This window comes from Sulfitobacter dubius (genome assembly GCF_027214245.1).
In the GTDB taxonomy this organism is placed as follows: Bacteria; Pseudomonadota; Alphaproteobacteria; order Rhodobacterales; family Rhodobacteraceae; genus Sulfitobacter; species Sulfitobacter dubius_A.
Genome location: NZ_JAPWHM010000002.1, coordinates 544,157 through 564,004, shown reverse-complemented (window position 1 = coordinate 564,004; position 19,848 = coordinate 544,157). Strand labels below are relative to the sequence as shown.

At 63.4% G+C, this 19,848-nt stretch carries 21 protein-coding genes; 12 read left to right on the top strand and 9 right to left on the bottom strand.

Features of this window, described 5'->3' with window-relative positions:
• The first annotated feature begins 167 nt into the window (after window positions 1-167).
• From O4H31_RS06685 to O4H31_RS06675, 3 genes are read left to right on the top strand one after another with little or no spacing between them, the layout of a single operon-like run.
• The gene (locus tag O4H31_RS06685) at window positions 168-860 is read left to right on the top strand and encodes a phosphatidylserine decarboxylase (RefSeq protein WP_269344009.1); all 693 of its coding nucleotides are present in this window, start codon (window positions 168-170) and stop codon (window positions 858-860) included.
• Window positions 861-870: 10 nt separating this feature from the next.
• Entirely contained in the window at window positions 871-1,650 is a 780-nt protein-coding gene (gene pssA, locus O4H31_RS06680) for a CDP-diacylglycerol--serine O-phosphatidyltransferase (protein WP_259948618.1), read from the top strand.
• Window position 1,651: 1 nt separating this feature from the next.
• Window positions 1,652-2,269, top strand: a complete 618-nt coding sequence (locus tag O4H31_RS06675) for a class I SAM-dependent methyltransferase (RefSeq protein WP_269344004.1) — start codon at window positions 1,652-1,654, stop codon at window positions 2,267-2,269.
• A gap of 35 nt (window positions 2,270-2,304) precedes the next feature.
• Here the strand turns inward: O4H31_RS06675 and irrA are convergent, their stop codons facing one another.
• Window positions 2,305-2,724, bottom strand: coding sequence for an iron response transcriptional regulator IrrA (gene irrA, locus O4H31_RS06670; RefSeq protein WP_120350574.1), 420 nt, complete (start codon window positions 2,722-2,724; stop codon window positions 2,305-2,307).
• Window positions 2,725-2,887: 163 nt separating this feature from the next.
• Here irrA and fabA point away from each other — a divergent pair, with 163 nt between their 5' ends.
• A complete protein-coding gene (gene fabA / locus O4H31_RS06665) occupies window positions 2,888-3,397 on the top strand; it encodes a bifunctional 3-hydroxydecanoyl-ACP dehydratase/trans-2-decenoyl-ACP isomerase (protein WP_067261401.1) in 510 nt (169 codons plus the stop codon).
• A gap of 67 nt (window positions 3,398-3,464) precedes the next feature.
• On the opposite strand, the gene O4H31_RS06660 is transcribed toward fabA, so the two are convergent.
• Both O4H31_RS06660 and O4H31_RS06655 read right to left on the bottom strand, forming a co-directional pair.
• Window positions 3,465-4,067, bottom strand: a complete 603-nt coding sequence (locus O4H31_RS06660; RefSeq protein WP_269344001.1) for an SDR family oxidoreductase — start codon at window positions 4,065-4,067, stop codon at window positions 3,465-3,467.
• Between the two features lie 80 nt (window positions 4,068-4,147).
• The gene (locus tag O4H31_RS06655; protein WP_269343999.1) at window positions 4,148-5,527 is read right to left on the bottom strand and encodes an NAD-dependent succinate-semialdehyde dehydrogenase; all 1,380 of its coding nucleotides are present in this window, start codon (window positions 5,525-5,527) and stop codon (window positions 4,148-4,150) included.
• A 163-nt stretch (window positions 5,528-5,690) separates the two neighbouring features.
• Between O4H31_RS06655 and fabB the strand changes: the two genes are divergently transcribed.
• The gene (gene fabB, locus O4H31_RS06650) at window positions 5,691-6,920 is read left to right on the top strand and encodes a beta-ketoacyl-ACP synthase I (protein WP_269343996.1); all 1,230 of its coding nucleotides are present in this window, start codon (window positions 5,691-5,693) and stop codon (window positions 6,918-6,920) included.
• A 9-nt stretch (window positions 6,921-6,929) separates the two neighbouring features.
• Entirely contained in the window at window positions 6,930-7,721 is a 792-nt protein-coding gene (locus O4H31_RS06645; protein WP_269343994.1) for an enoyl-ACP reductase FabI, read from the top strand.
• A 187-nt stretch (window positions 7,722-7,908) separates the two neighbouring features.
• Here O4H31_RS06645 and O4H31_RS06640 read toward each other — a convergent pair whose 3' ends face one another.
• Window positions 7,909-9,024, bottom strand: coding sequence for a THUMP domain-containing class I SAM-dependent RNA methyltransferase (locus tag O4H31_RS06640; protein ID WP_269343992.1), 1,116 nt, complete (start codon window positions 9,022-9,024; stop codon window positions 7,909-7,911).
• 107 nt (window positions 9,025-9,131) lie between these two features.
• Window positions 9,132-9,560, bottom strand: a complete 429-nt coding sequence (locus tag O4H31_RS06635; RefSeq protein WP_007120820.1) for an FKBP-type peptidyl-prolyl cis-trans isomerase — start codon at window positions 9,558-9,560, stop codon at window positions 9,132-9,134.
• Window positions 9,561-9,753: 193 nt separating this feature from the next.
• Between O4H31_RS06635 and O4H31_RS06630 the strand changes: the two genes are divergently transcribed.
• From O4H31_RS06630 to O4H31_RS06605, 6 genes are all read left to right on the top strand, one after another.
• Window positions 9,754-10,440 (top strand): haloacid dehalogenase type II, encoded by a 687-nt coding sequence (locus O4H31_RS06630; protein ID WP_269343986.1) that lies wholly within the window; start codon window positions 9,754-9,756, stop codon window positions 10,438-10,440.
• Entirely contained in the window at window positions 10,440-11,261 is an 822-nt protein-coding gene (locus O4H31_RS06625; protein WP_269343984.1) for an alpha/beta fold hydrolase, read from the top strand. The genes O4H31_RS06630 and O4H31_RS06625 overlap by 1 nt, the downstream gene beginning before the upstream one ends.
• Window positions 11,258-12,229: a threonine ammonia-lyase gene (locus O4H31_RS06620; RefSeq protein WP_269343982.1), complete on the top strand. Its 972-nt coding sequence runs from the start codon at window positions 11,258-11,260 to the stop codon at window positions 12,227-12,229. Before O4H31_RS06625 ends, O4H31_RS06620 begins: the two co-directional genes overlap by 4 nt.
• A gap of 110 nt (window positions 12,230-12,339) precedes the next feature.
• Window positions 12,340-13,143, top strand: a complete 804-nt coding sequence (pcaD, locus tag O4H31_RS06615; protein WP_269343980.1) for a 3-oxoadipate enol-lactonase — start codon at window positions 12,340-12,342, stop codon at window positions 13,141-13,143.
• Window positions 13,144-13,262: 119 nt separating this feature from the next.
• Entirely contained in the window at window positions 13,263-14,483 is a 1,221-nt protein-coding gene (locus O4H31_RS06610; RefSeq protein ID WP_269343978.1) for a TCR/Tet family MFS transporter, read from the top strand.
• Between the two features lie 71 nt (window positions 14,484-14,554).
• Entirely contained in the window at window positions 14,555-15,643 is a 1,089-nt protein-coding gene (locus O4H31_RS06605) for a Zn-dependent alcohol dehydrogenase (RefSeq protein WP_269343976.1), read from the top strand.
• A gap of 17 nt (window positions 15,644-15,660) precedes the next feature.
• Here the strand turns inward: O4H31_RS06605 and O4H31_RS06600 are convergent, their stop codons facing one another.
• The 4 genes from O4H31_RS06600 to O4H31_RS06585 all read right to left on the bottom strand — a co-directional run bounded on the left by O4H31_RS06600 (window position 15,661) and on the right by O4H31_RS06585 (window position 19,790).
• Entirely contained in the window at window positions 15,661-16,938 is a 1,278-nt protein-coding gene (locus O4H31_RS06600; protein WP_269343973.1) for a glycerate kinase type-2 family protein, read from the bottom strand.
• A 47-nt stretch (window positions 16,939-16,985) separates the two neighbouring features.
• A complete protein-coding gene (locus O4H31_RS06595; RefSeq protein ID WP_269343971.1) occupies window positions 16,986-17,975 on the bottom strand; it encodes an ROK family protein in 990 nt (329 codons plus the stop codon).
• Between the two features lie 122 nt (window positions 17,976-18,097).
• Window positions 18,098-18,316: a hypothetical protein gene (locus O4H31_RS06590; RefSeq protein ID WP_269343969.1), complete on the bottom strand. Its 219-nt coding sequence runs from the start codon at window positions 18,314-18,316 to the stop codon at window positions 18,098-18,100.
• Window positions 18,317-18,431: 115 nt separating this feature from the next.
• On the bottom strand, window positions 18,432-19,790 hold the full coding sequence (locus O4H31_RS06585) for a formimidoylglutamate deiminase (protein WP_269343966.1): 1,359 nt from the start codon (window positions 19,788-19,790) through the stop codon (window positions 18,432-18,434).
• Window positions 19,791-19,848: the final 58 nt, after the last annotated feature.

The following is a 19,848-nucleotide window of genomic DNA, read 5'->3' as shown; positions in this document are numbered from 1 at the left end:
CCGTCCCGCCCGGTGGCACACCGGGCATCGCCCTCCCTCCCCCCGGAGGGCGATACCCTCGCCATGATCCCTGCACCGACCCGCCGATGCCGCCCCCAAGATCAAAACCTCCTTGCACTCACCCGCCATGCACCTATGACGGAAGACAGCCTGAACGGGAGGGTCCGATGTCCGTCAACATGCTCGACACATTCATCAAGCCGATGCACCGTGAGGGCATCAAATTCGTGGCGATCTTCGTCGCCGTCACACTGGTGCTCTTCGCCATCGAAGAAGTGCTGGGCTGGATCAGCGTCGGCCTCACCATCTGGTGCTACTACTTTTTCCGCGACCCAGAGCGCGTCACGCCGGATAGGCCCGATCTGATCGTCAGCCCCGCCGATGGCATCGTCTCGCTCATCGAGCCTGCCGTGCCGCCTGCCGAACTGGGCATGCCCGATGTGCCGCTGACCCGCGTCAGCGTTTTCATGAGCGTGTTCAACTGCCACATCAACCGCGCCCCCGTCGCGGGCAAGGTGCAGGCCGTGGCCTACCGCCCGGGCAAATTTTTCAACGCATCGCTCGACAAGGCCAGCGCCGATAATGAGCGTAACAGCCTGTGTATCCGTATGGACGATGGGCGTGATCTGGCCGTGGTGCAGATTGCGGGCCTTGTGGCGCGGCGTATCGTTTGCTTCGTCAAATCCGGCGACGGGCTGGAAACCGGCGAACGCTTTGGCTTGATCCGCTTCGGCTCCCGGCTAGATGTCTATTTGCCCGAAGGCGTCGACCCGATGGTGCGCATTGGGCAGACCATGGTCGCCGGGGAAACCGTGCTGGCCGAGTTGAAACAACCGGTGATCGACACCGCCCCACTTTAGGAAAGCCTCCATGCGCCCCCCTTCTGAAAAGACCGGCGCAGACCTTGCGCTGATCCAGCTCCTGCCCAATGCGCTGACGATCACCGCGATTTGCGCAGGGCTTTCGGCGATCCGATTTGGGGTGCAGGGCAACTATGTGCTGGCGGTGCAGCTGATTTTGCTGGCCTGTGTGCTTGATGGGTTGGACGGACGGCTCGCGCGGCTTTTGCGCTCCTCCAGCCCGATGGGCGCGGAACTGGATTCGCTGGCGGATTTCCTGAACTTCGGGGTGGCCCCGCCGCTGATCCTCTATTTCTGGGCGCTGCAAGACATGCGCAGCGCGGCCTGGATTTCCGTGCTGATCTATGCGGTCTGCTGCGTGGTGCGGCTGGCGCGGTTCAACGTGAACGACAAAGCAGAAGCCGAAAAGGCCAAGAACGGCGACGCGGTGGGCGAAAGCGGCTCGTTCTTTACCGGCATCCCCTCGCCTGCCGGTGCCTTGCTGGTGCTGCTGCCGATGACCGCCTCTTTTGCCTTTCATAACCGGCCCATCGTGCCGGATTGGTTGATCTGCCTGCATATGGTGCTGATCGGATTTTTGATGATCAGCCGCATCCCCACATGGTCTTTCAAGACCACCAAGGTCTCGCGGCGCCATGTGAAATATCTGCTGGTGGGCGTGGCAATTTTTGCCGCCGCATTGGCGACATATGCGTGGACCACGCTTGTCGTGCTCTGTGTGGCCTATATCGGCATGGTGATTTGGGGCCTATTGCGGGCGAAGAAAACGAATAAAACCAAAAGGATTTAAGATGGATATCAAGGCGGTCGAGACTTCTTATGCCCGCTGGGCGCCGATCTATGACAAAACCTTTGGCGCGTTGACCAGCGGTGGCCGCCGCCATGTGGTCGCCCATATCAACAAGGGCGCGGGCTCGGTGCTGGAAGTGGGCGTTGGCACGGGCCTCTCCCTGCCCCACTACGCGCCGCATCTATCGGTCACCGGCATTGATTTCAGCGATGAAATGCTCGCCAAGGCCCGCAAGCGCGTGACGCGGGAAGGGGTGAACCATGTGACAGACTTGCGCCAGATGGATGCGCGCGCCCTTGATTTCCCCGACGCCAGCTTCGACACCATCGCCGCCATGCATGTGCTGTCGGTCGTGCCCGAACCTGAGCGCGTCATGGAAGAGATCGCCCGCGTGCTCAAACCCGGCGGTCAGGTGGTCATCGCCAACCACTTCATGCGGACCACCGGCGTGCTGGGCTTTCTTGAAAAGGTCTCGGCCCCCTTCGCCAATACGCTTGGCTGGCATTCAGATTTCGAGATGGAGACCGTGTTGCAACAAGACGCGCTGCAGGTCGAAGACGAACGCGCCTTGCCGCCAATGGGCATGATGACGTTTCTGGTGCTACGCAAACGCGGTTAAGCCGCGCCCTGCGGTAAGGTGTAATGCCCCGCCGCCTAAGACTTCCGGCGCAGGCGGATCACCACATCGACCGAAGCAATCTCGGCCCCATCTGGCGCATCGGGCAGCTGCGCGATCACCAATTGCTCTGACGGCGCATCGGTCAGCTTGCTGTCGTCTTCCCAGAAAAAATGCGGGTGGTCGTGGGTGTTGGTGTCGAAATAGCTTTTGGAGCCATCAACGGTCACTTCCTGCAACAGCCCCGCATCACAAAAGGCGCGCAGCGTGTTGTAGACCGTGGCCAGCGACACGGCTTCGCCCTGCCCCTTGGCCGCCTCAAACAGGCTTTCAGCGGTGACGTGACGGTCTTGACCATCGCCCACCAGCAGGCTTGCCAGCGTGACACGTTGGCGTGTGGGGCGTAGTCCGGCCTGCGCCAGCCAGCGCGTCCCGACCTCTTGTTCCTGTTCGGACATCAGTTTCCTGCCTTTCAGAGCCATATAAAGGATGAAATCCCCGGTTTTCAATTGAAAACCTCGCGCCAATCGTCGCAGCCGCCCTTGCGCGGCCCTTGCAGCACGCGGTGACGCGGTGCTAAACGGGGCCGGTGTTATAACAGAGCAGCAGGAGAGCCGCAGGATGGCCGACTACCCCACGAGTTTCGACAAGGAAGATCTGCTGAAATGCGCCCGCGGCGAGCTTTTCGGCCCCGGTAACGCACAGCTTCCCGCCCCGCCGATGCTCATGATGGACCGGATCACCGATGTCTCGGCCGACGGTGGTGCCCATGGCAAAGGCCATATCACCGCCGAATTCGACATCACTCCGGACCTGTGGTTCTTCGAGTGTCACTTCCCCGGCAACCCGATCATGCCCGGCTGTCTGGGCCTTGACGGTCTGTGGCAGTTGACCGGCTTTAACCTCGGCTGGCGTGGCTGGCAGGGCCGCGGCTATGCGCTTGGCGTGGGCGAAGTAAAGCTGACCGGCATGGTACGCCCGGACCGCAAGATGCTGACCTACAAGATTGATTTCACCAAGGCGATCCAGACCCGCCGTCTGACCATGGGTGTGGCCGATGGCATCGTCGAAGCCGATGGCGAGGTGATCTATCAGGTGAAAGACATGAAAGTGGCGCTGAGCGAAAGCTGAGCTTGCTGACATCGAGACGAAAAAAGGGGGCCACGCGGCCCCCTTTTTGATTGAATGACGCCAAATATCAGGCGGTTTGCATGTCCATCGCCTTGCCGTCATGGCGGCCCGAAACAGCAGCCTCGGCCAGCACGGCGGCGACGTCGGCGCGGTGCGCCTTGGCGCTTTGGTCGACATCATCGCCCAGCTTCACCGCATCCGTCTTGCGGTCATCGGTCAAGGCCACGGGACGCAGGATCACATAAGTTAACCCGGAAGCCTCTAGGTGTTGGTCCGCCGCCTGTTTGGCCTTGAGATAATGCGCAATCTCATTGTCGTCTGGCGGATTATCCGCGCCGATTGAACTCAGCATCACAAAACGACCGACGCCAGCTTCCTTGGCCAGATCAACCAAGCGCTGCGCGCCTTTACGGTCGACCTTCTCGGTCATTTCCGGCCCAGTACTGCCGCCTGAGCCGGCCGCAAAGATAACCACATCCACACCCGCACAGACACCGTCCTGCAGGTTGGTCAGATCGCCTTTGCGGGTCTGAGTGCCTTCAGGCAGCACCGATGTGTCAGAGCCATCGCGGACCAGCGCAATCGGAGTGGCGCCGCGGTCTTGCAATTCAGCGACCAAGAGCCGCCCGGTCTTGCCGGTGGCGCCGGCGACGAGAACAGTATGTGACATGTTAAACCTCTTTGTTCGCTGTGAAAAAAATGAAGGGGCGAGCCAAGGCCGCCCCTCAATTGTTTGGTGGTCTGTGCTGCTTAGGACGGCAGGAAGATCGCCTTGGCGTTGACAAATTCACTCATGCCAAAGCCGCCATGTTCGCGGCCATAGCCAGAGTTCTTGACCCCGCCGAAGGGCATATTCGGATCTGCCAAACCAAAACCGTTGATCCGGATCATCCCGGTGTCAAACTCGGCCCGGGCCAACTCCAACGCGCGGTCTTCGTCTTTCGAGAAGATACCGCCGCCAAGACCATAGCGGCTGTCATTGGCAATGCGCATCGCATCTTCGTCATCCTTGGCGCGGATCACCGAGGCAACGGGGCCAAAAATTTCATCGTCATAGGCAGGCGAGCCGGGCTTTACATTGCCCAACACGGTCGAGGGATAATAGGCACCGGTACGGTCAGGCACTTCGCCACCGCAGAGCAATTCGCAGCCCTTTTCAATGCTTTCCTTGACCTGATCGCGCACTGTTTCGAACTGCTCTTGGCTCGACAGCGGGCCAAGGCCGGTGCTCTTGTCCATCGGGTCGCCCATCTCGATCGATTTCATCTGCTCAACAAATGCTTTCACGAAGGCATCGTAATTTTTGTCGGTCACGATAAAGCGTTTCGCCGAGATGCAGGTCTGGCCGTTGTTGTAAATCCGGCCAGCAGCAGAGAATTTCACAGCTGTGTCGATATCCGCGTCATCCAACACGATAAAGGCATCGTTCGAGCCCAGCTCCAGCACCGATTTCTTGAGGTGCTTTGCCGCCAGAGACCCAATGTGGCTGCCCGCTTTGTCCGAGCCTGTCATGGTTACGCCGCGTACCAGATCATGGGCGATCAGCTTGTCGCTGGTGTCGTGGTCGATGATGACAACGTTAAACAGGTCTTTCGGCAGGCCCGCCTCTTCGCAAATTTCTTTAAGACGCAGCGCGCTGCCGGTACAAATCTGGGCATGTTTCAGGACGTTACCATTGCCTGCCATCAGGTTTGCCGCCAAAACGCGGACCGGCTGGTAAAAAGGGAAGTTCCAAGGCTGGACTGAATAGATCACGCCAATCGGCTGATAGGTCACCACGCCGTTTTTCTTGCCATCCATCAACTCGCGGGTCTCGTCCTTGAGCTTTTCCGGGCCCGCATTGGCGGTCCAGTCGAAGATCGCAGCGCAGAGGTCAACTTCGTCAAGACTGTCTTGATAAAGCTTACCCACCTCGCGGGTCATCAACTCGGCCAGCTCCTCTTTATTATCGCGCAGCTTTTCAGCAATCTTTTTCAGATAGGGGGCGCGTTCAGTATGGGAGAGCTTGCGCCAATCCTTAAAGGCCTCATGCGTGGCTTCGACCGCGCGGATCGCCTCGGCTTCTGACATCACGGTGTAGGTGTTCAGTATCTCTTCGGTGGCGGGGTTTACCGTCTTGATCTCGGGCATTCTGTTCTCCTTTATGTCTCGTTGGTCAAACACCGCCCGTCCATTGCGCGTTCCATCACAGAACCTTGACCGCGAACTTCGCGCCCGTAGGACCGGCAAACCGCTTGCGCCGTATGGGCGTGCTGGCATACACCGGGGCTGCCAAAACAAAGGAGTGCTGCGCATGCGCCGCGTCGTCGTCACAGGGTTGGGGATTGTCTCATCCATCGGAAACAACGCCGAAGAAGTGCTCGAAGCACTCAAGAACGGCACATCCGGGATCGAAGCCAGCCCGGAGATGGCCGAACACGGGTTCCGCAGCCGCGTCGCCGGCACGCTCAAGATCAATCTGGCCGATCACATCGACAAGCGCACCCTGCGCTTCATGGGGCCGGGCGCGGGTTATGCCTATGTGGCGATGGATCAGGCGATTGCGGATGCGGGGCTGGACGAAAGCCAGATCAGCAACCCGCGCACCGGTCTGGTGGCAGGCTCCGGCGGACCGTCGACCAGCGCCATGTTCACCGCGCATAACATCGTCAAAGACACCGGGGCCACCAAGCGCATCGGGCCGTTTGCGGTGCCGAAATGCATGTCTTCGACCGTCAGCGCGAACCTTTCGACCGCGTTCAAGATCAAGGGCATCAACTATTCGATTACCTCGGCCTGCTCCACCTCGCTGCATTGCATCGGCAACGCGGCCGAGCAGATCATGCTGGGCAAGCAAGACGTGATGTTTGCGGGCGGCGGCGAAGAGTTGGACTGGACGCTCAGCTGCCTCTTCGACGCGATGGGCGCGATGTCGTCCAAATACAACGACGCGCCCGAAACGGCGAGCCGCGCCTTCGACGCGGACCGCGACGGTTTTGTGATCTCTGGCGGTGGCGGTATGCTCGTGCTCGAAGACCTCGACCACGCGCTGGCGCGCGGCGCGAAAATCTATGCCGAGGTGACCGGCTATGCCGCCACCAGCGATGGGCATGACATGGTGGCACCCTCCGGCGAAGGCGGCGAGCGCGCGATGCGTCTGGCGCTCGACACCCTGCCCGAAGGCCGCAAGGTCGGCTATATCAACGCCCATGGTACCTCCACCCCGGTTGGCGATGTGGGTGAGATTGAAGCCGTGCGCCGCGTCTTCGGCAAGGGCAGCACGCCACCGGTAAGCTCCACCAAGTCGATGACCGGCCACGCGCAGGGTGCTGCGGGCGCGCTGGAGGCGATCTTCTCGCTCTTGATGCTGGACAATGACTTCATCGCCCGGTCGATCAATGTGCAAAACCTCGATCCGGCGCTTGATCCGTTGGAAATCGCGCTTGAGCGGGTGGACAATGCGGGGCTCGATTCCGTGATGACCAACTCCTTCGGCTTTGGTGGCACCAATGGATCGATGATCCTGTCAAAGTATAAGGGCTGAGGGCGCGTTATGTCAGGATTGCTTGCAGGAAAACGCGGCCTCATCATGGGTGTGGCCAATGAACGCTCCATCGCTTGGGGCATCGCCAAGGCGATGGCAGAGGCCGGGGCCGAACTGGCCTTCACCTATCAGGGCGAGGCCTTTGGCAAGCGTCTTGAGCCGCTGGCGCAGAGCGTCGGGTCTGACTTCATGGTCGATGTCGATGTGACCGATGACGCCTCGCTCGACCGGGCGTTTGAGGAGCTGGGCGCGCGTTGGCCGACGATTGATTTTGTCGTGCATGCCATTGCTTTCTCGGATAAATCCGAGTTGACGGGGCGGTTCCTGAACACCACCCGGGCGAACTTCAAGAACTCGATGGATATCTCGGCCTATTCCTTTATCGACGTAGCGCGCCGCGCGCATCCGCTGATGGTTGAGAATGGCGGCACGTTGATGACGTTGACCTACATGGGGTCAAACCGGGTCACGCCGAACTACAACGTGATGGGTGTGGCCAAGGCGGCGTTGGAAAGCGCCACGCGCTATCTGGCGAATGATCTGGGACCGGAAGGCATCCGCGTGAACGCGATTTCGCCGGGGCCGATGAAGACGCTGGCGGGGGCTGCGATTGGTGGCGCGCGCAAGACGTATAAGCACACGGATCAGAACGCGCCACTGCGGTCCAATGCGACGCTGGAGGCGGTTGGTGGCACGGCGGTCTATCTGGCGTCTGATGCGGGGGCTTGCACAACGGGCGAGATCATCCGCGTCGATGGTGGTTTCCACGTGTTGGGGATGCCGCAGGCGGATCACCTGTAAGTCTAGAGCTAAGGGCCATCGTCTGCCCGTGGGGTGGCGATGGCAACGTGGCTTGGTGCCACTTTATGGTGCAGCCTTTAGACGACTTCGAAGGCTCCCGCCCAGCCTCACCAAATCGCCAGCCCGCCGGGACGGGCAGGCGATGGCCCGGCGCCTGCGGCTTGATTCCGGGCTCAGGTGGTAGGTTCTACCGCAGCACATCCGTCTGCCAGAGCCAGATTTTCATCCCACCATGCGCAATCGCCGGCCCCTGCGGCTTCCACGGCAACCCGGTCGCCCGCGCCAAGGGTGGCTCTGACGTCACCAGCCCCACACGCCAGCCGCGGAACCGCGCCTTCAGCGTCTCGCCCAGCGTCCCATACAAAGGATAAAGCAGCTTCTTATTCCCGATGCGCCCGCCATAAGGCGGGTTCACGATCACCAGACCGGGCGGGCCTTCGGGCGGCTGCACCTCCCCTGCCCCGTGGCAGGCGAAATGGCACCACGCACCCACACCCGCACGCTCGGCGTTGGCCGTGCTCATCCGGATTGCGCCTGCGTCCCGATCCGAGCCGTAGAACCGCGCCGCAGGTTCGGCCACCGCCCCACCGCTGCGCATCTCCTCCCAAACCCCGGCATCGAAACTCGCCAAGTCCTCAAATGCAAAGCTCCGACTGCGCCCCGGCTTCAACCCCGCCGCAATCTCCGCCGCCTCAATCAAAAACGTCCCCGAGCCGCACATCGGATCCACCACCGGCTCCCCCGGCGTGTAGCCGCAAGACCGCAGCATCAGCGCCGCCATGTTCTCGCGCATCGGCGCCTTGCCCACAGCCTCTTTATGCCCGCGCTTGTGCAGCGCCTCGCCAGAGGTATCGAGGCTGAATTGCACCGCGTTGTCGTGAATACGTACCTTCAACACCAGCGCTGCCTCGGCATCCACCGTAATCCCATGGCTTTCGCGCAGCGCCGTCTCAACCCGCTGCTGCGCGGCCCCGGCATGGTAAATCTTGGACGCCTTGCACGTCACCTGCACCTTCACCGGCACATCGGCGCGCAATACGTCACCAAAGGGAAACTTGCGGCAGCGCTTGTCCAACTGCGCCAGATGGAAGGCCATAAACCCGCCAATCCGCGCCAGCACCCGGCCCGCGCCGCGCAGCTCTAAGTTCGCGCGCCATACCTCGGGCCAGCCGCCCTGAACGGTCACGCCGCCGGGCTGCGCCTGCGCTTCTGCAAAACCTTTTTCCTGCGCCTCGGCGCAGAGCAAATCCTCAAGCCCGGGCGGGCAGACAAGGAAAATCTCGAATGTATCTGGGGTATCCATGCCCCCTGCATAAGCGCCTGCGCGCTGCGGTGCGAGAGGAAAAGACGCGCATCGCGGCTTGTAGGCCCGCCGGAAAGACATCCCCCCGGCAGGCAATGTCAGATCGCTTAGGCGATTTTGACCAGTTCGATGTCGAACTGCAGGTCTTTGCCCGCCAGCGGGTGGTTGGCGTCGAGGGTCACGGTGGTCTCGTCCACTTCCACCACGGTCACCGGCAGCGCCTGACCTTCGGGGGTCTGCATCTGCAACTGCGTGCCGGGATCAAGCGGGATGTCCGCCGGGATGCCTTCGCGCGGCACCGACTGGCGCATCTCAGGGTTCACCGGGCCGTAGGCTTCCTCGCTGGGCACCTGAACGACCTTCTTGTCGCCTTCGGCCATGCCGGGCAATGCGCTGTCGAGGCCGGGGATGATCTGACCCGAACCCACAACGAACTCCAACGGGTCACGGCCCTCAGAGCTATCAAATGTGGTGCCGTCCTGCAGCGTGCCGGTATAGTGAATCTGTACTGTGTCGCCGGATTTGACCTCAGCCATTGTTGTCTCCAATTTGTCGGGGGAAAAGGGAAGGAGGCCGCGTATCTGCACGGGTGCTCCAAATTCCGCGACAGCATGAAGATTGTGACCCCGAGAGTAAACCCCCAGTCCCGATCGATTGGGGAATTCGCCCCTTTCCGCCGCTGCGCCCGCGTGCCACTCTGCCGCGATACGGAAAGGGAGAGCCTGCCAGATGCCTATCACCACCTGCGTTTTCGACGCCTATGGAACCCTGTTCGACGTGGCAGCCGCGGCGCGTGAGGCGGCCAAAGAGCCTGCCTTTGCCGCCATCGCCGAGACTTGGCCGCAGCTGGCAGAACACTGGCGCCTCAAGCAGTTGCAGTATTCATGGCTGCGCGCCGTGACCGGGGCGCATGACGATTTCTGGCAGGTCACCCAGGAGGGACTCGACTGGTCGCTGGAGAAATTAGGCGTGGCCGATGACCCCGCTCTACGCGAGCGTTTGCTGGCGCTTTATTGGGAGCTTCAGGCCTTTGCCGAAGTTCCCGCCATGCTGCGTGCGCTGAAAGACGGCGGCCTGAACACCGCGATCCTGTCGAACGGCTCGCCCGCGATGCTGGACGGGGCGGTGAAATCTGCGGGAATCAGTGACCTTTTGGATGTGTCGCTCTCGGTCGAAAGTGTTGGGGTCTTCAAACCCCATGCATCGGTCTATGACCTTGTCGGGCAGCACTACGGCTGCGCCAAAGACGAGGTGCTGTTCGTCTCCTCCAACGGCTGGGATGCAGCAGCGGCGACGGGCTATGGCTTCACGACCGCATGGGTGAACCGGGGTGGCGATCCGGTGGACAGGCTGCCATGGAAACCGGCGCATCAGTTGCGTGAGCTCAGCGGCATCCCTGCACTGGCGGGCCTCTGATGGCGCGGTTCATCACCTCCGACGGGCTGTCGCTTCACTACACGGACGAAGGTTCCGGCCTGCCGATCCTCTGCCTTGCGGGCCTCACCCGCACCGGCGCGGATTTCGACTACCTCGCCCCACATCTGTCGGATCATCGCCTGATCCGCATGGACTACCGGGGCCGAGGGCGTTCGGATTTCGACAAGAATTGGCAGAACTACACGCTGCCGGTGGAATGCCGCGATGTGCTGGAACTGCTGGCGCATCTGAGGTTGGACAAGGTCGCCATCATCGGCACCTCGCGCGGCGGGCTCAATGCCATGGGGCTGGCGATGATCGCCCATGATCACCTGCTGGGTGTGGCGCTGAATGATGTCGGGCCAGAGCTGGACGCCAAGGGCGTCGAGTTCATCATGGGCTATCTGGGCCGCAGCCCCGCCGCCAAGACCTATGAAGAGGCCGCCGCCGCCATGGCCCGGGCCTTTCCCGAATTTCGCGGCGTGCCGGAAAGCCGTTGGCTGGAAGAGGTGCAGCGCCATTACACGGCGACCGAACACGGGCTGAAAATCACCTATGACCCGCATCTGCGCGACGCGGTTGCCACCGCAGGCCAGCCGACGCCCGACCTCTGGCCGTTTTTCGACGCGCTTCAAGGCCTGCCACTGGCTGCGATCCGGGGCGCGAATTCGACCTTGCTAAGCCGCGAGACGCTGATGCAAATGCAGGCGCGGCGGCCTGATATGATCACAGCCGAAGTGCCGGATCGCGGCCACGTGCCGTTTCTCGACGAACCCGAAGCGCTGGCCGCGCTGCACGAATGGATAGGACAACTGCAATGAATATCGACATGATCCGCGCCTCTGCCGCCCGCGCAGAGGGCCATGTGCGGCGCACGCCCCTGCTGAACTCGCATTTTTTGGATGAGATCGCAGGCCGTCGCGTCTGGATCAAACCGGAGTGCCTGCAACATACCGGCAGCTTCAAGTTTCGCGGTGCATGGTCGGCGCTGTCAGCACTTGCACCAGAGGCGCGGGCAAACGGTGTCATCGCCTATTCCAGCGGCAACCACGCGCAGGGCGTGGCACTGGCCTCCAAAATGCACGGTGCCCCCGCCGTGATCATTATGCCTAAAGACAGCCCGCGCCTGAAAATCGCCAACACCCGCGCCTATGGGGCCGAGGTCGTACTCTATGACCGCGCGAACGAAAGCCGCGAAGAAATTGGCGCGCAACTGGCCGAAGAACGCGGCCTGACGCTGATCAAACCTTACGACAATCCGCAGGTGATCGCGGGACAAGGCACCACGGGGCTGGAGATCGCGCAGCAGGCAGCCGATGCGGGGATCAACTCTGCTGAAGTCATCGTCTGCTGCGGCGGCGGTGGCCTGACCTCCGGCATCGCGCTCGCGTTGGAGGCCGAGGCCCCCGGCTTTCGCGTGCGTCCGGCAGAGCCGGAAGGCTTTGACGATGCGGCCCGGTCGCTGGCCTCTGGCAAGATCGAGCAGAACCCGAGCGCCTTGGGATCAATCTGCGACGCCATCGTCACACCCGCGCCGGGCGAGCTGACCTTTCCGATCATGCAACGGCTTGTCGGACCGGGGCTGGTGGTGAGCGACGACGAGGCGCTGCAGGCGATGGGCCATGCCTTTAACCGGCTGAAGGTCGTGGCCGAGCCGGGCGGTGCCGTAGCGCTGGCGGCGGCACTGTTCCGTGGGGCTGAGATTGAGGGCGACGATGTGATCGTCACCATCTCTGGCGGGAATGTGGATGCGGATATGTTTGCGCGGGCGCTGCAGACGTTGGGGTAAAGGCAAGGGCAGCCCCGCCCTAGGGCGGGGCATTTTTGATCTGTCCCGCCTTTGACCTTCGCCCCTCGCGCGATATGCTGGCCACCACCGCCGCTCACAGGAGACCACCCATGCAGATATTCGACACAGGTGACGTCCAACTTCACTACCGCGTCGATGGCCCCGAAGACGGCGCGCCTGTGGTCTTTGCCAATTCGCTCGGCACCGACATGCGCCTGTGGGATCCCATTCTGCCGCTCCTCGCGCCCGGTCTACGCATCATCCGTTTTGATAAACGCGGCCATGGCCTGTCGTCCTGTCCGCCCGCGCCCTATTCGATGGGGTCGCTCATTACCGATACCGAACGGCTGCTCGATCACCTGCAGGTGCGTAACTGCGTCTTCGTCGGGCTCTCGATCGGCGGGATGATTGCGCAGGGGCTGGCGGTGAAACGGCTCGACATGATCCGCGCGCTGGTGCTGAGCAACACCGCCACCAAGATCGGCAACCGCGACATCTGGGACACGCGCATCGCCGCCGTGGAACAGGGCGGCATCGAAAGCCTTGCCGATGCGGTGATGGAGCGCTGGTTCTCCGCACAATTCCGCGCCACGCCGGAAATGGCGCTCTGGCGCAACATGCTCACCCGCCAGCCGGACGCGGGCTATGCGGGCTGTTCGGCAGCGATCTCGCACAGCGATTTCATGACCCCCACCTCCGGCCTGCGCCTGCCCGCGCTCGGCATCGCAGGGTCGGAAGACGGCTCCACCCCGCCCGATCTGGTGCGCGAGTTGATGGACCTGATCCCGGCCTCGAAATTCAAACTGATCCGCCGCGCCGGCCATCTGCCCTGTGTGGAGCAGCCGCAGGAATACGCTGATACGCTAAACGATTTTCTTGCCAGTGTCGGGCATATCCCGAAGGCACAGGGCTGAGCGTGGCGGCAGGTGTCTCTGGAGGCAAGCGGGCCATGCCCCGCAACGCCTGCCGCATTCGCGCCCTATCGCGACGTCCACCCTTGCCTTCGCCCCCTGCGCGGACCAGATCTGACCGGATGCCGCTGCCGCTGATCTTTATTCTTGTGACGGTGATGATCGATGCCATGGGCGTCGGCCTGATCCTGCCCGTGATGCCCGACCTGATCCGCGAAGTGCGCGGCGGGGGGCTGAGTGATGCGGCCCTTTGGGGCGGCGTGCTGGCCACGGGGTTTGCCGCGATGCAATTCCTCTTCGGACCGGTTTTGGGTGGCCTGTCCGACCGTTTTGGCCGCCGTCCGGTGTTGCTGCTGGCGCTGGTCGTGATGACGGTGGATTACGGTGTCATGGCGCTGGCGGGCAGTGTCTGGTTGCTGCTGATCGGGCGGCTGGTGGGCGGTGTGACGGCGGCAACCCACGCCACGGCCTCGGCCTATATGGCCGATATCTCTCCGGCGCAGGACCGCGCGGCGCGTTTCGGGCTGATCGGTGCGGCCTTTGGCGCGGGCTTTGTTCTGGGGCCGCTGATGGGCGGCATCTTGGGCGAATATGGCACCCGCGCGCCGTTTTGGGCGGCAGCGGTGCTGGCGGCGGGCAATGCGGCCCTCGGCTGGGCCGTGCTGCGCGAAACCCTGCCCCAGACGCAGCGCCGCGCCTTTGACTGGCGGCGGGCCAATCCGCTGGGTGCGCTGCGTGCCCTTGGCCGCCTGCCCGAGATCGCCAGGCTTCTGGCGGTCTATTTTATCTACCACGTGGGCTTTGCCGCCTATCCGGCTGTCTGGGCCTATTTCGGGGTTGAGCGTTTTGGCTGGTCGCCGACGATGATCGGCCTGTCACTGGGTCTTTTTGGCGTGCAGATGGCCCTTGTCCAAGGCGCGCTGATCGGCCCCGTGATCCGCCGCTTGGGCGCGCGCGCCACGGTGATCTTGGGCCATGTCTTTGCCATTGCCGCCTTTGCCGCGCTGACCGTACTGACCTCAGGCACCTGGGCGCTGATCATGACCCCGCTTGCCGCCCTTGCCGGGGTCATCCCGCCCGCGCTTCAAGGCATCATGTCGGCCCGCGTCAGCGCCGATGCCCAAGGCGAGCTGCACGGCGCGCTCAGTTCCTCCACCGCGCTGGCGATGATCCTTTCGCCACTGACGATGACGGCGGTCTTTGCCTATTTCACGGCCCCCGATACCGCGCTCTATCTGCCCGGCGCACCCTTCCTGCTGGCGCTGTTTCTGACCCTCGGCGGGCTGGTGACCTTTGCCAGCCGCCCTACCCTCACGTCACAAACCGACACTTCGCCGCATTAGTCCATTCCCCGGCTTGCGCCACCGGCCCTTCCGCGTCAGGCTGGCGAAAACCAAGTGAAAGGGACAGGCCATTGCAAACCATCAAAGCCGCCGTCTGCCATGCCTTTGACAAGCCATTGAGCGTCGAAGACATCCGCCTGCAGGCACCGCAATCGGGCGAGGTCGAGGTGACCTTGGATGCCGTGGCGATCTGCCATTCCGACATCCTGTTTGCTGAAGGCGGCTGGGGCGGCACCCTGCCTGCCGTCTATGGCCATGAGGCCGCAGGCCGGATCAGCGCCGTGGGGCCGAATGTACAGGGGCTGGTCGAAGGCGACAGCGTGGTGGTCACCCTGATCCGCGCCTGCGGCAGCTGCCCCAACTGCGCCTCGGGTCAACCGACGATCTGCGAAACACCGCAGGCGCCCGAAGGGCCACTTCAGACCGCAGAGGGGGCGCCGCTTTTTCAAGCCATGAATACCGGCGGTTTCGCCGAAAAAGTGGTGGTCGACCGCTCGCAGGCCGTGAAAATCTCGCATGACATCCCCAAAGACGCCGCCTGTCTGATCGCCTGCGGCGTGATCACCGGCGTGGGTGCCGTGGTCAATGCAGCGGGTCTGCGCGCAGGCCAAGATGTGGTGGTGATCGGCGCGGGCGGGGTTGGCCTTAATGCCATCCAAGGGGCGCGCATCGCGGGCGCAAGGCGGATCGTGGCGGTGGACATGACCGAAGAAAAACTCGCCATCGCCCGCGAATTCGGCGCGACCGACACCGTGCTCGCGACCGAGGAGAAACCGTGGCGCGCGGCCTCCAAGGCCATGGGGCGCGGGGCGGATGCCGTGATCGTCACCGTGGGGGCGATCCCCGCCTATGAAACCGCGCCGCGCTACCTTGCGGCCGGGGGCCGGGTGATCATGGTCGGCATGCCCCATAGCGGGGCCGAGGCCAGCTATGAGCCGGTGGTCCTCGCGGCCCTAGGGCAAGGCATGGTCGGCTCCAAAATGGGCGACGTGGTGATCCAGCGCGATATCCCGTGGATGGTCGACCTTTACCTTCAGGGCCGCTTGCAACTCGACAGCTTGATCTCAGGGCGCTGGCGGCTGGATCAGATCAACGAGGCGATAGCCGACACCAAGACCGGCGCTGCGAAGCGCAACGTGATTATCTTCGACCGCACCTAGCCGGACCCAGAACCGGCTCAGCTATCGGGCAGATCGCCGATCAACAGGGCGCGGAAATCATTCACGTTGGTCCCGGTGGGGCCGGTGTGAAACAGGGCGTCTACCGCCGCAAACGCGCCAAAGGCGTCGTTGTGTTGCAAGGCGCGGCGCGGGTCCACCCCTGCCGCGCGCATCGCGCCCGCCGTGTCCGGCGCGACGAATGCGCCCGCGTTATCCTCTGACCCGTCGATGCCGTCGGTGTCCGCCGCCAAGGCGGTGATGCCTTCTTGCCCGTCGAGCGCCAGTGCCAAGGACAGCGCGAATTCACTGTTGCGCCCGCCGCGCCCCTTGTGGCGCAGGGTGACCGTCGTCTCTCCGCCTGAGAGCAGCACCAGCGGCGCGGGATGCGGGTAACCACTTCGTTGCGCCTGCCGGGCGAGCGCGGCATGCACCAGCGCCACCTCGCGCGCCTCGCCTTCGATCGCGTCCGACAGTATCCATGCGGTCACCCCCCGCGCCTGTGCCGCCTTGGCCGCCGCGGTGAGGGACAGACCCGCAGAGGCAATAACATGCGTGGCCGTCTTGCTGGGCGCGTCTTGCGCAGGCTGCTGCGCGGCTTCCTGTAAAAACGCCATGCAACGGGGTGGCAGTTCCAGCCCCCGCGCGGCCACCTCCTCCAAAACCTCCGCCGCGGCCCTCCGCCCCGGCACCGTAGGGCCAGAGGCCACGGCCCCCGGATCGTCCCCCGGCACATCCGAGACGACAAGGCTCACCACCTGCGCGGGATAGGCCAGTTCCGCCAGACGCCCGCCGTTCACCGTGCTGAACTGTTTGCGGATGTCATTCATCACCGAGATCGGTGCGCCCGAGGCCAGAAGCGCGGAATTCAACGCCTGCAAATCCTCCAGTGTCAGCCCCTCGGGCGGGGCGGGCAAAAGCGACGACCCGCCGCCGCAGATCAGCGCGATCACCTGATCCTCCGGCCCCAGCCCGCGCAGCGCATCCTGCAAGGCGCGGGCGGCCTCGATCCCGGCCTGATCTGGCACCGGATGGGCGGCCTCTATCACTTTGATGCGCTCACAGGGCGCGCCATAGCCATAGCGGGTGACCACGACACCGTCATAGGGATGCGGCCAAAGCGCCTCGAACGCCTGCGCCAATTGCGCCGCTCCTTTGCCTGCGCCGATCACCACCGTGCGGCCCTTGGGCGGCGGCGGCAGCCTGTCTTTCAAGATCAGCCGTGGATCGGCGGCGGCGACGGCGGCGTCGAACAGGTTGGCCAAGAACTGGCGTTTCGGATCATTGAGGTTGGGCATAGGGCACTCCGGCTGCTGTGGCGATCATGGCGGCCCGGTGCCTGCTGTCAATCCGGCAGGGGGCGATCGTGTTGCACAAACAGACAGTTGCGCGCACCCATGAGGCCAAAGTCGGGGTCATTGCACAGGCCCAAGGGCAGCGCCGCGCGCCATTTGCTGTGCCGCCCGCCCGCGTTGAAGGCGGCGAGGAAGGCCTCATCCAACATCCAAGGGTTCTGCTGCGCCACGCCCCCCGTGATGAAAACCCCACCGCGCGCGCCCAAGACCAGTCCCAAATCCCCTGCGACCCCGCCGAGGTATCGTGCCATCAAGGCCACCGCCCGGCAGGCACTCGTGTCCTCCCCAACCTTGGCCGCGGCAAAGATCGCCGCCGCCCCCTCCAGATGCGCTGGCTCGCCGCGGGCAGTTGCGATGGCCCGGTACCAATAGGGGATGCCGGTGCCCGACAGGATCGCTTCGGCCTCGACCGCCAGCACGTCGCCCATCTGGACCTCGGGCCAGAGCGCGATCAGGGCTTCGAAATAGGCCACTTCCTCGGCGCTATGGGGGGTGAGCCGCAGATGCCCGCCTTCGCCCGGCACCGCCGTGGGCCGCGCCCCTTGCCAGACCAAAGCCCCCACGCCCAAGCCCGTTCCCGGCCCGACAATCACCCGCGCGCCCGGTTGCGGCGCAGGGCCGCCCTGAAGAAAGCTCACCTTTGCCGCATCCAGCGTGGCCAAGGACCAGGCCGCCGCCTCAAAATCATTGAGCAGCAGTACCTTGCCGGGCGCCACATCGCAGGCCCGCGCCAGATCATCGCGCGAGATGCTGCGCGCGGCGTTGGTCATGCGCACCTGACCGTCGACAACCACCCCGGCCACCGCCACCGCGACCCCCTCGGGCGCGCCGCCCATTTCGCTACAAAGCGCCGCACAGGCCTCTGGCAATGTGCTCAGCCCATCGGTGCGATGCGTGCAGCGCCGCACCACCGCGCCTGCCGGGTCCACCGCCGCAAGCCGCAGGTTGGTGCCGCCGATGTCCCCTACAAGATACCACATATGTCTGCCCCAATTCCCTTGTTACCAGTGCAAGATGGCCCGCCCGCGCGACCAAGGCAAACAACAAAAAACCCGGAAGCAGAGGCTTCCGGGTCATGGGGGTCAATGCTGTTGGCTGGGGGTCAATCGGGTGCGACAGGCACGGTTGCCGTATCATCGCCCTCAATCGCGGTGCCCTCGTCGATGATGACCTCGTCTTCGGTACCGGGGGCGGTGGCGACTTCCTCGCCCGTCCAGAAGACAATGATGCCGATTCCAAAGATCACGACAATCGCCATGCCGATCAACGGCCACTTGTGACGGCTTTCCTGCTTTTTCAGATTTGTGTCTGGTGGACTCATGATCCGCTCCCTTTCGCTAGCTTCGGGCTATGCCGCGCAACACCACGCCGCGCGCGGCCCTTGTTAAGGGGCAAACCCGGCGGGCCGCGGCAAAGTTCCCGGAAGCTGGAAGGTTTCACAAAAGCGCCGTCAACTCTGCCATGGCGCGCCGGTAGCCCGCCACGATCCGGTCACGCTGCCGGTGCCGCCCGCCCGTCACCGCATGGCGCCCCGCCGACCACAGGTCCGTCACCACCCGATCCTTCGCGGCAAAGACCAGACCGTCGAGCAGTTGCGCGGGCCGCAGCGCACAAAGCGCCGGGTCTTGGCTGTCGATCGCCATCAGATCGGCCCATACGCCCACTGCAATCTCGCCCCGGCCCCGGCCAAGCGCCTGCGCACCGCCGCGCGCGGCCCCGGTATAAAGCGTCTCCCCGACCGAGCCTTCGCCCGGCACCATCACGTTGCGCGCCAGATCGCGCAGGCGTTGGGAATACTCCAAGGTGCGCAACTCTTCGGTCAATGAGATCAGCACGTTGGAATCCGACCCGATGCCAAACCGCCCCCCGGCAGAGAGGTAGCCCGGCCCGTTGAACGGCCCATCGCCCAAATTCGCCTCCGTCACCGGGCACAACCCCGCGACCGCGCCGGAACGGGCCAAGGCCGCCGTCTCTGCTTCGGTCATGTGGGTCGCATGGATCAGGCACCATCTCTCTTTCACTTCGGCATTTGCCAGCAACCATTCCACCGGACGCGCGCCTAGCCAGTCGGAAACGTCGGCAACCTCTTTAGGCTGTTCGGCGATGTGGATATGCGTCGGCACATCGGGATGTGCCTGAATCACGTCTGCCAGTTCCGCCGGAGCCGTAGCCCGCAGCGAATGCGGCGCGATGCCCACGCGGCAGTCGTTGGGCAGGTTGCCCACCGCATGCTGCGCCCGTTCAACCAGCGCGCTGAACCGGTCCACTCCGTTGCCAAAACGCGCCTGCCCCGGCTGCAATGGCACCTGCCCCGCGCCGCCATAGGTATAGAGCACTGGCAGATGGGTCAGGCCGATCCCGGTTTGCGCCGCCGCTGCCGCGATCCGGGCCGAAAGCTCCCCCAAATCGTCATAGGGCGTGCCGTCGGGCTGGTGGTGGAGATAATGAAACTCGCCCACGCTGGCATAGCCCGCTTCTTGCATCTCAAGGAAAACAAAAGCGGCAATGGCTTCGATATGCGTGGGCGTGAGATGGGCGGTGAAGCGATACATCAGATCGCGCCACGTCCAGAAACTGTCTTTGCCGGCCATGCGCGTCTCGGTCATCCCGGCCATGGCGCGTTGAAAGCTATGGCTGTGCAGGTTGGCGAGCGCGGGCAGCAGGGTATCGACGCGAGTGTCATCAGGACGCGGCGACTGCGCCGTTTCAACCTGAGCGATCCGCCCCTCGGCAACCGTAATCCGAACGTCACGGGCCCAGCCCTGCGGCAGTCTTGCGTGTTTGGCGAAAATCATTTGACGGCCTTTCGGTTTTTTATGTATAGACATATAACAATTAAAACCGCGTTAGAAA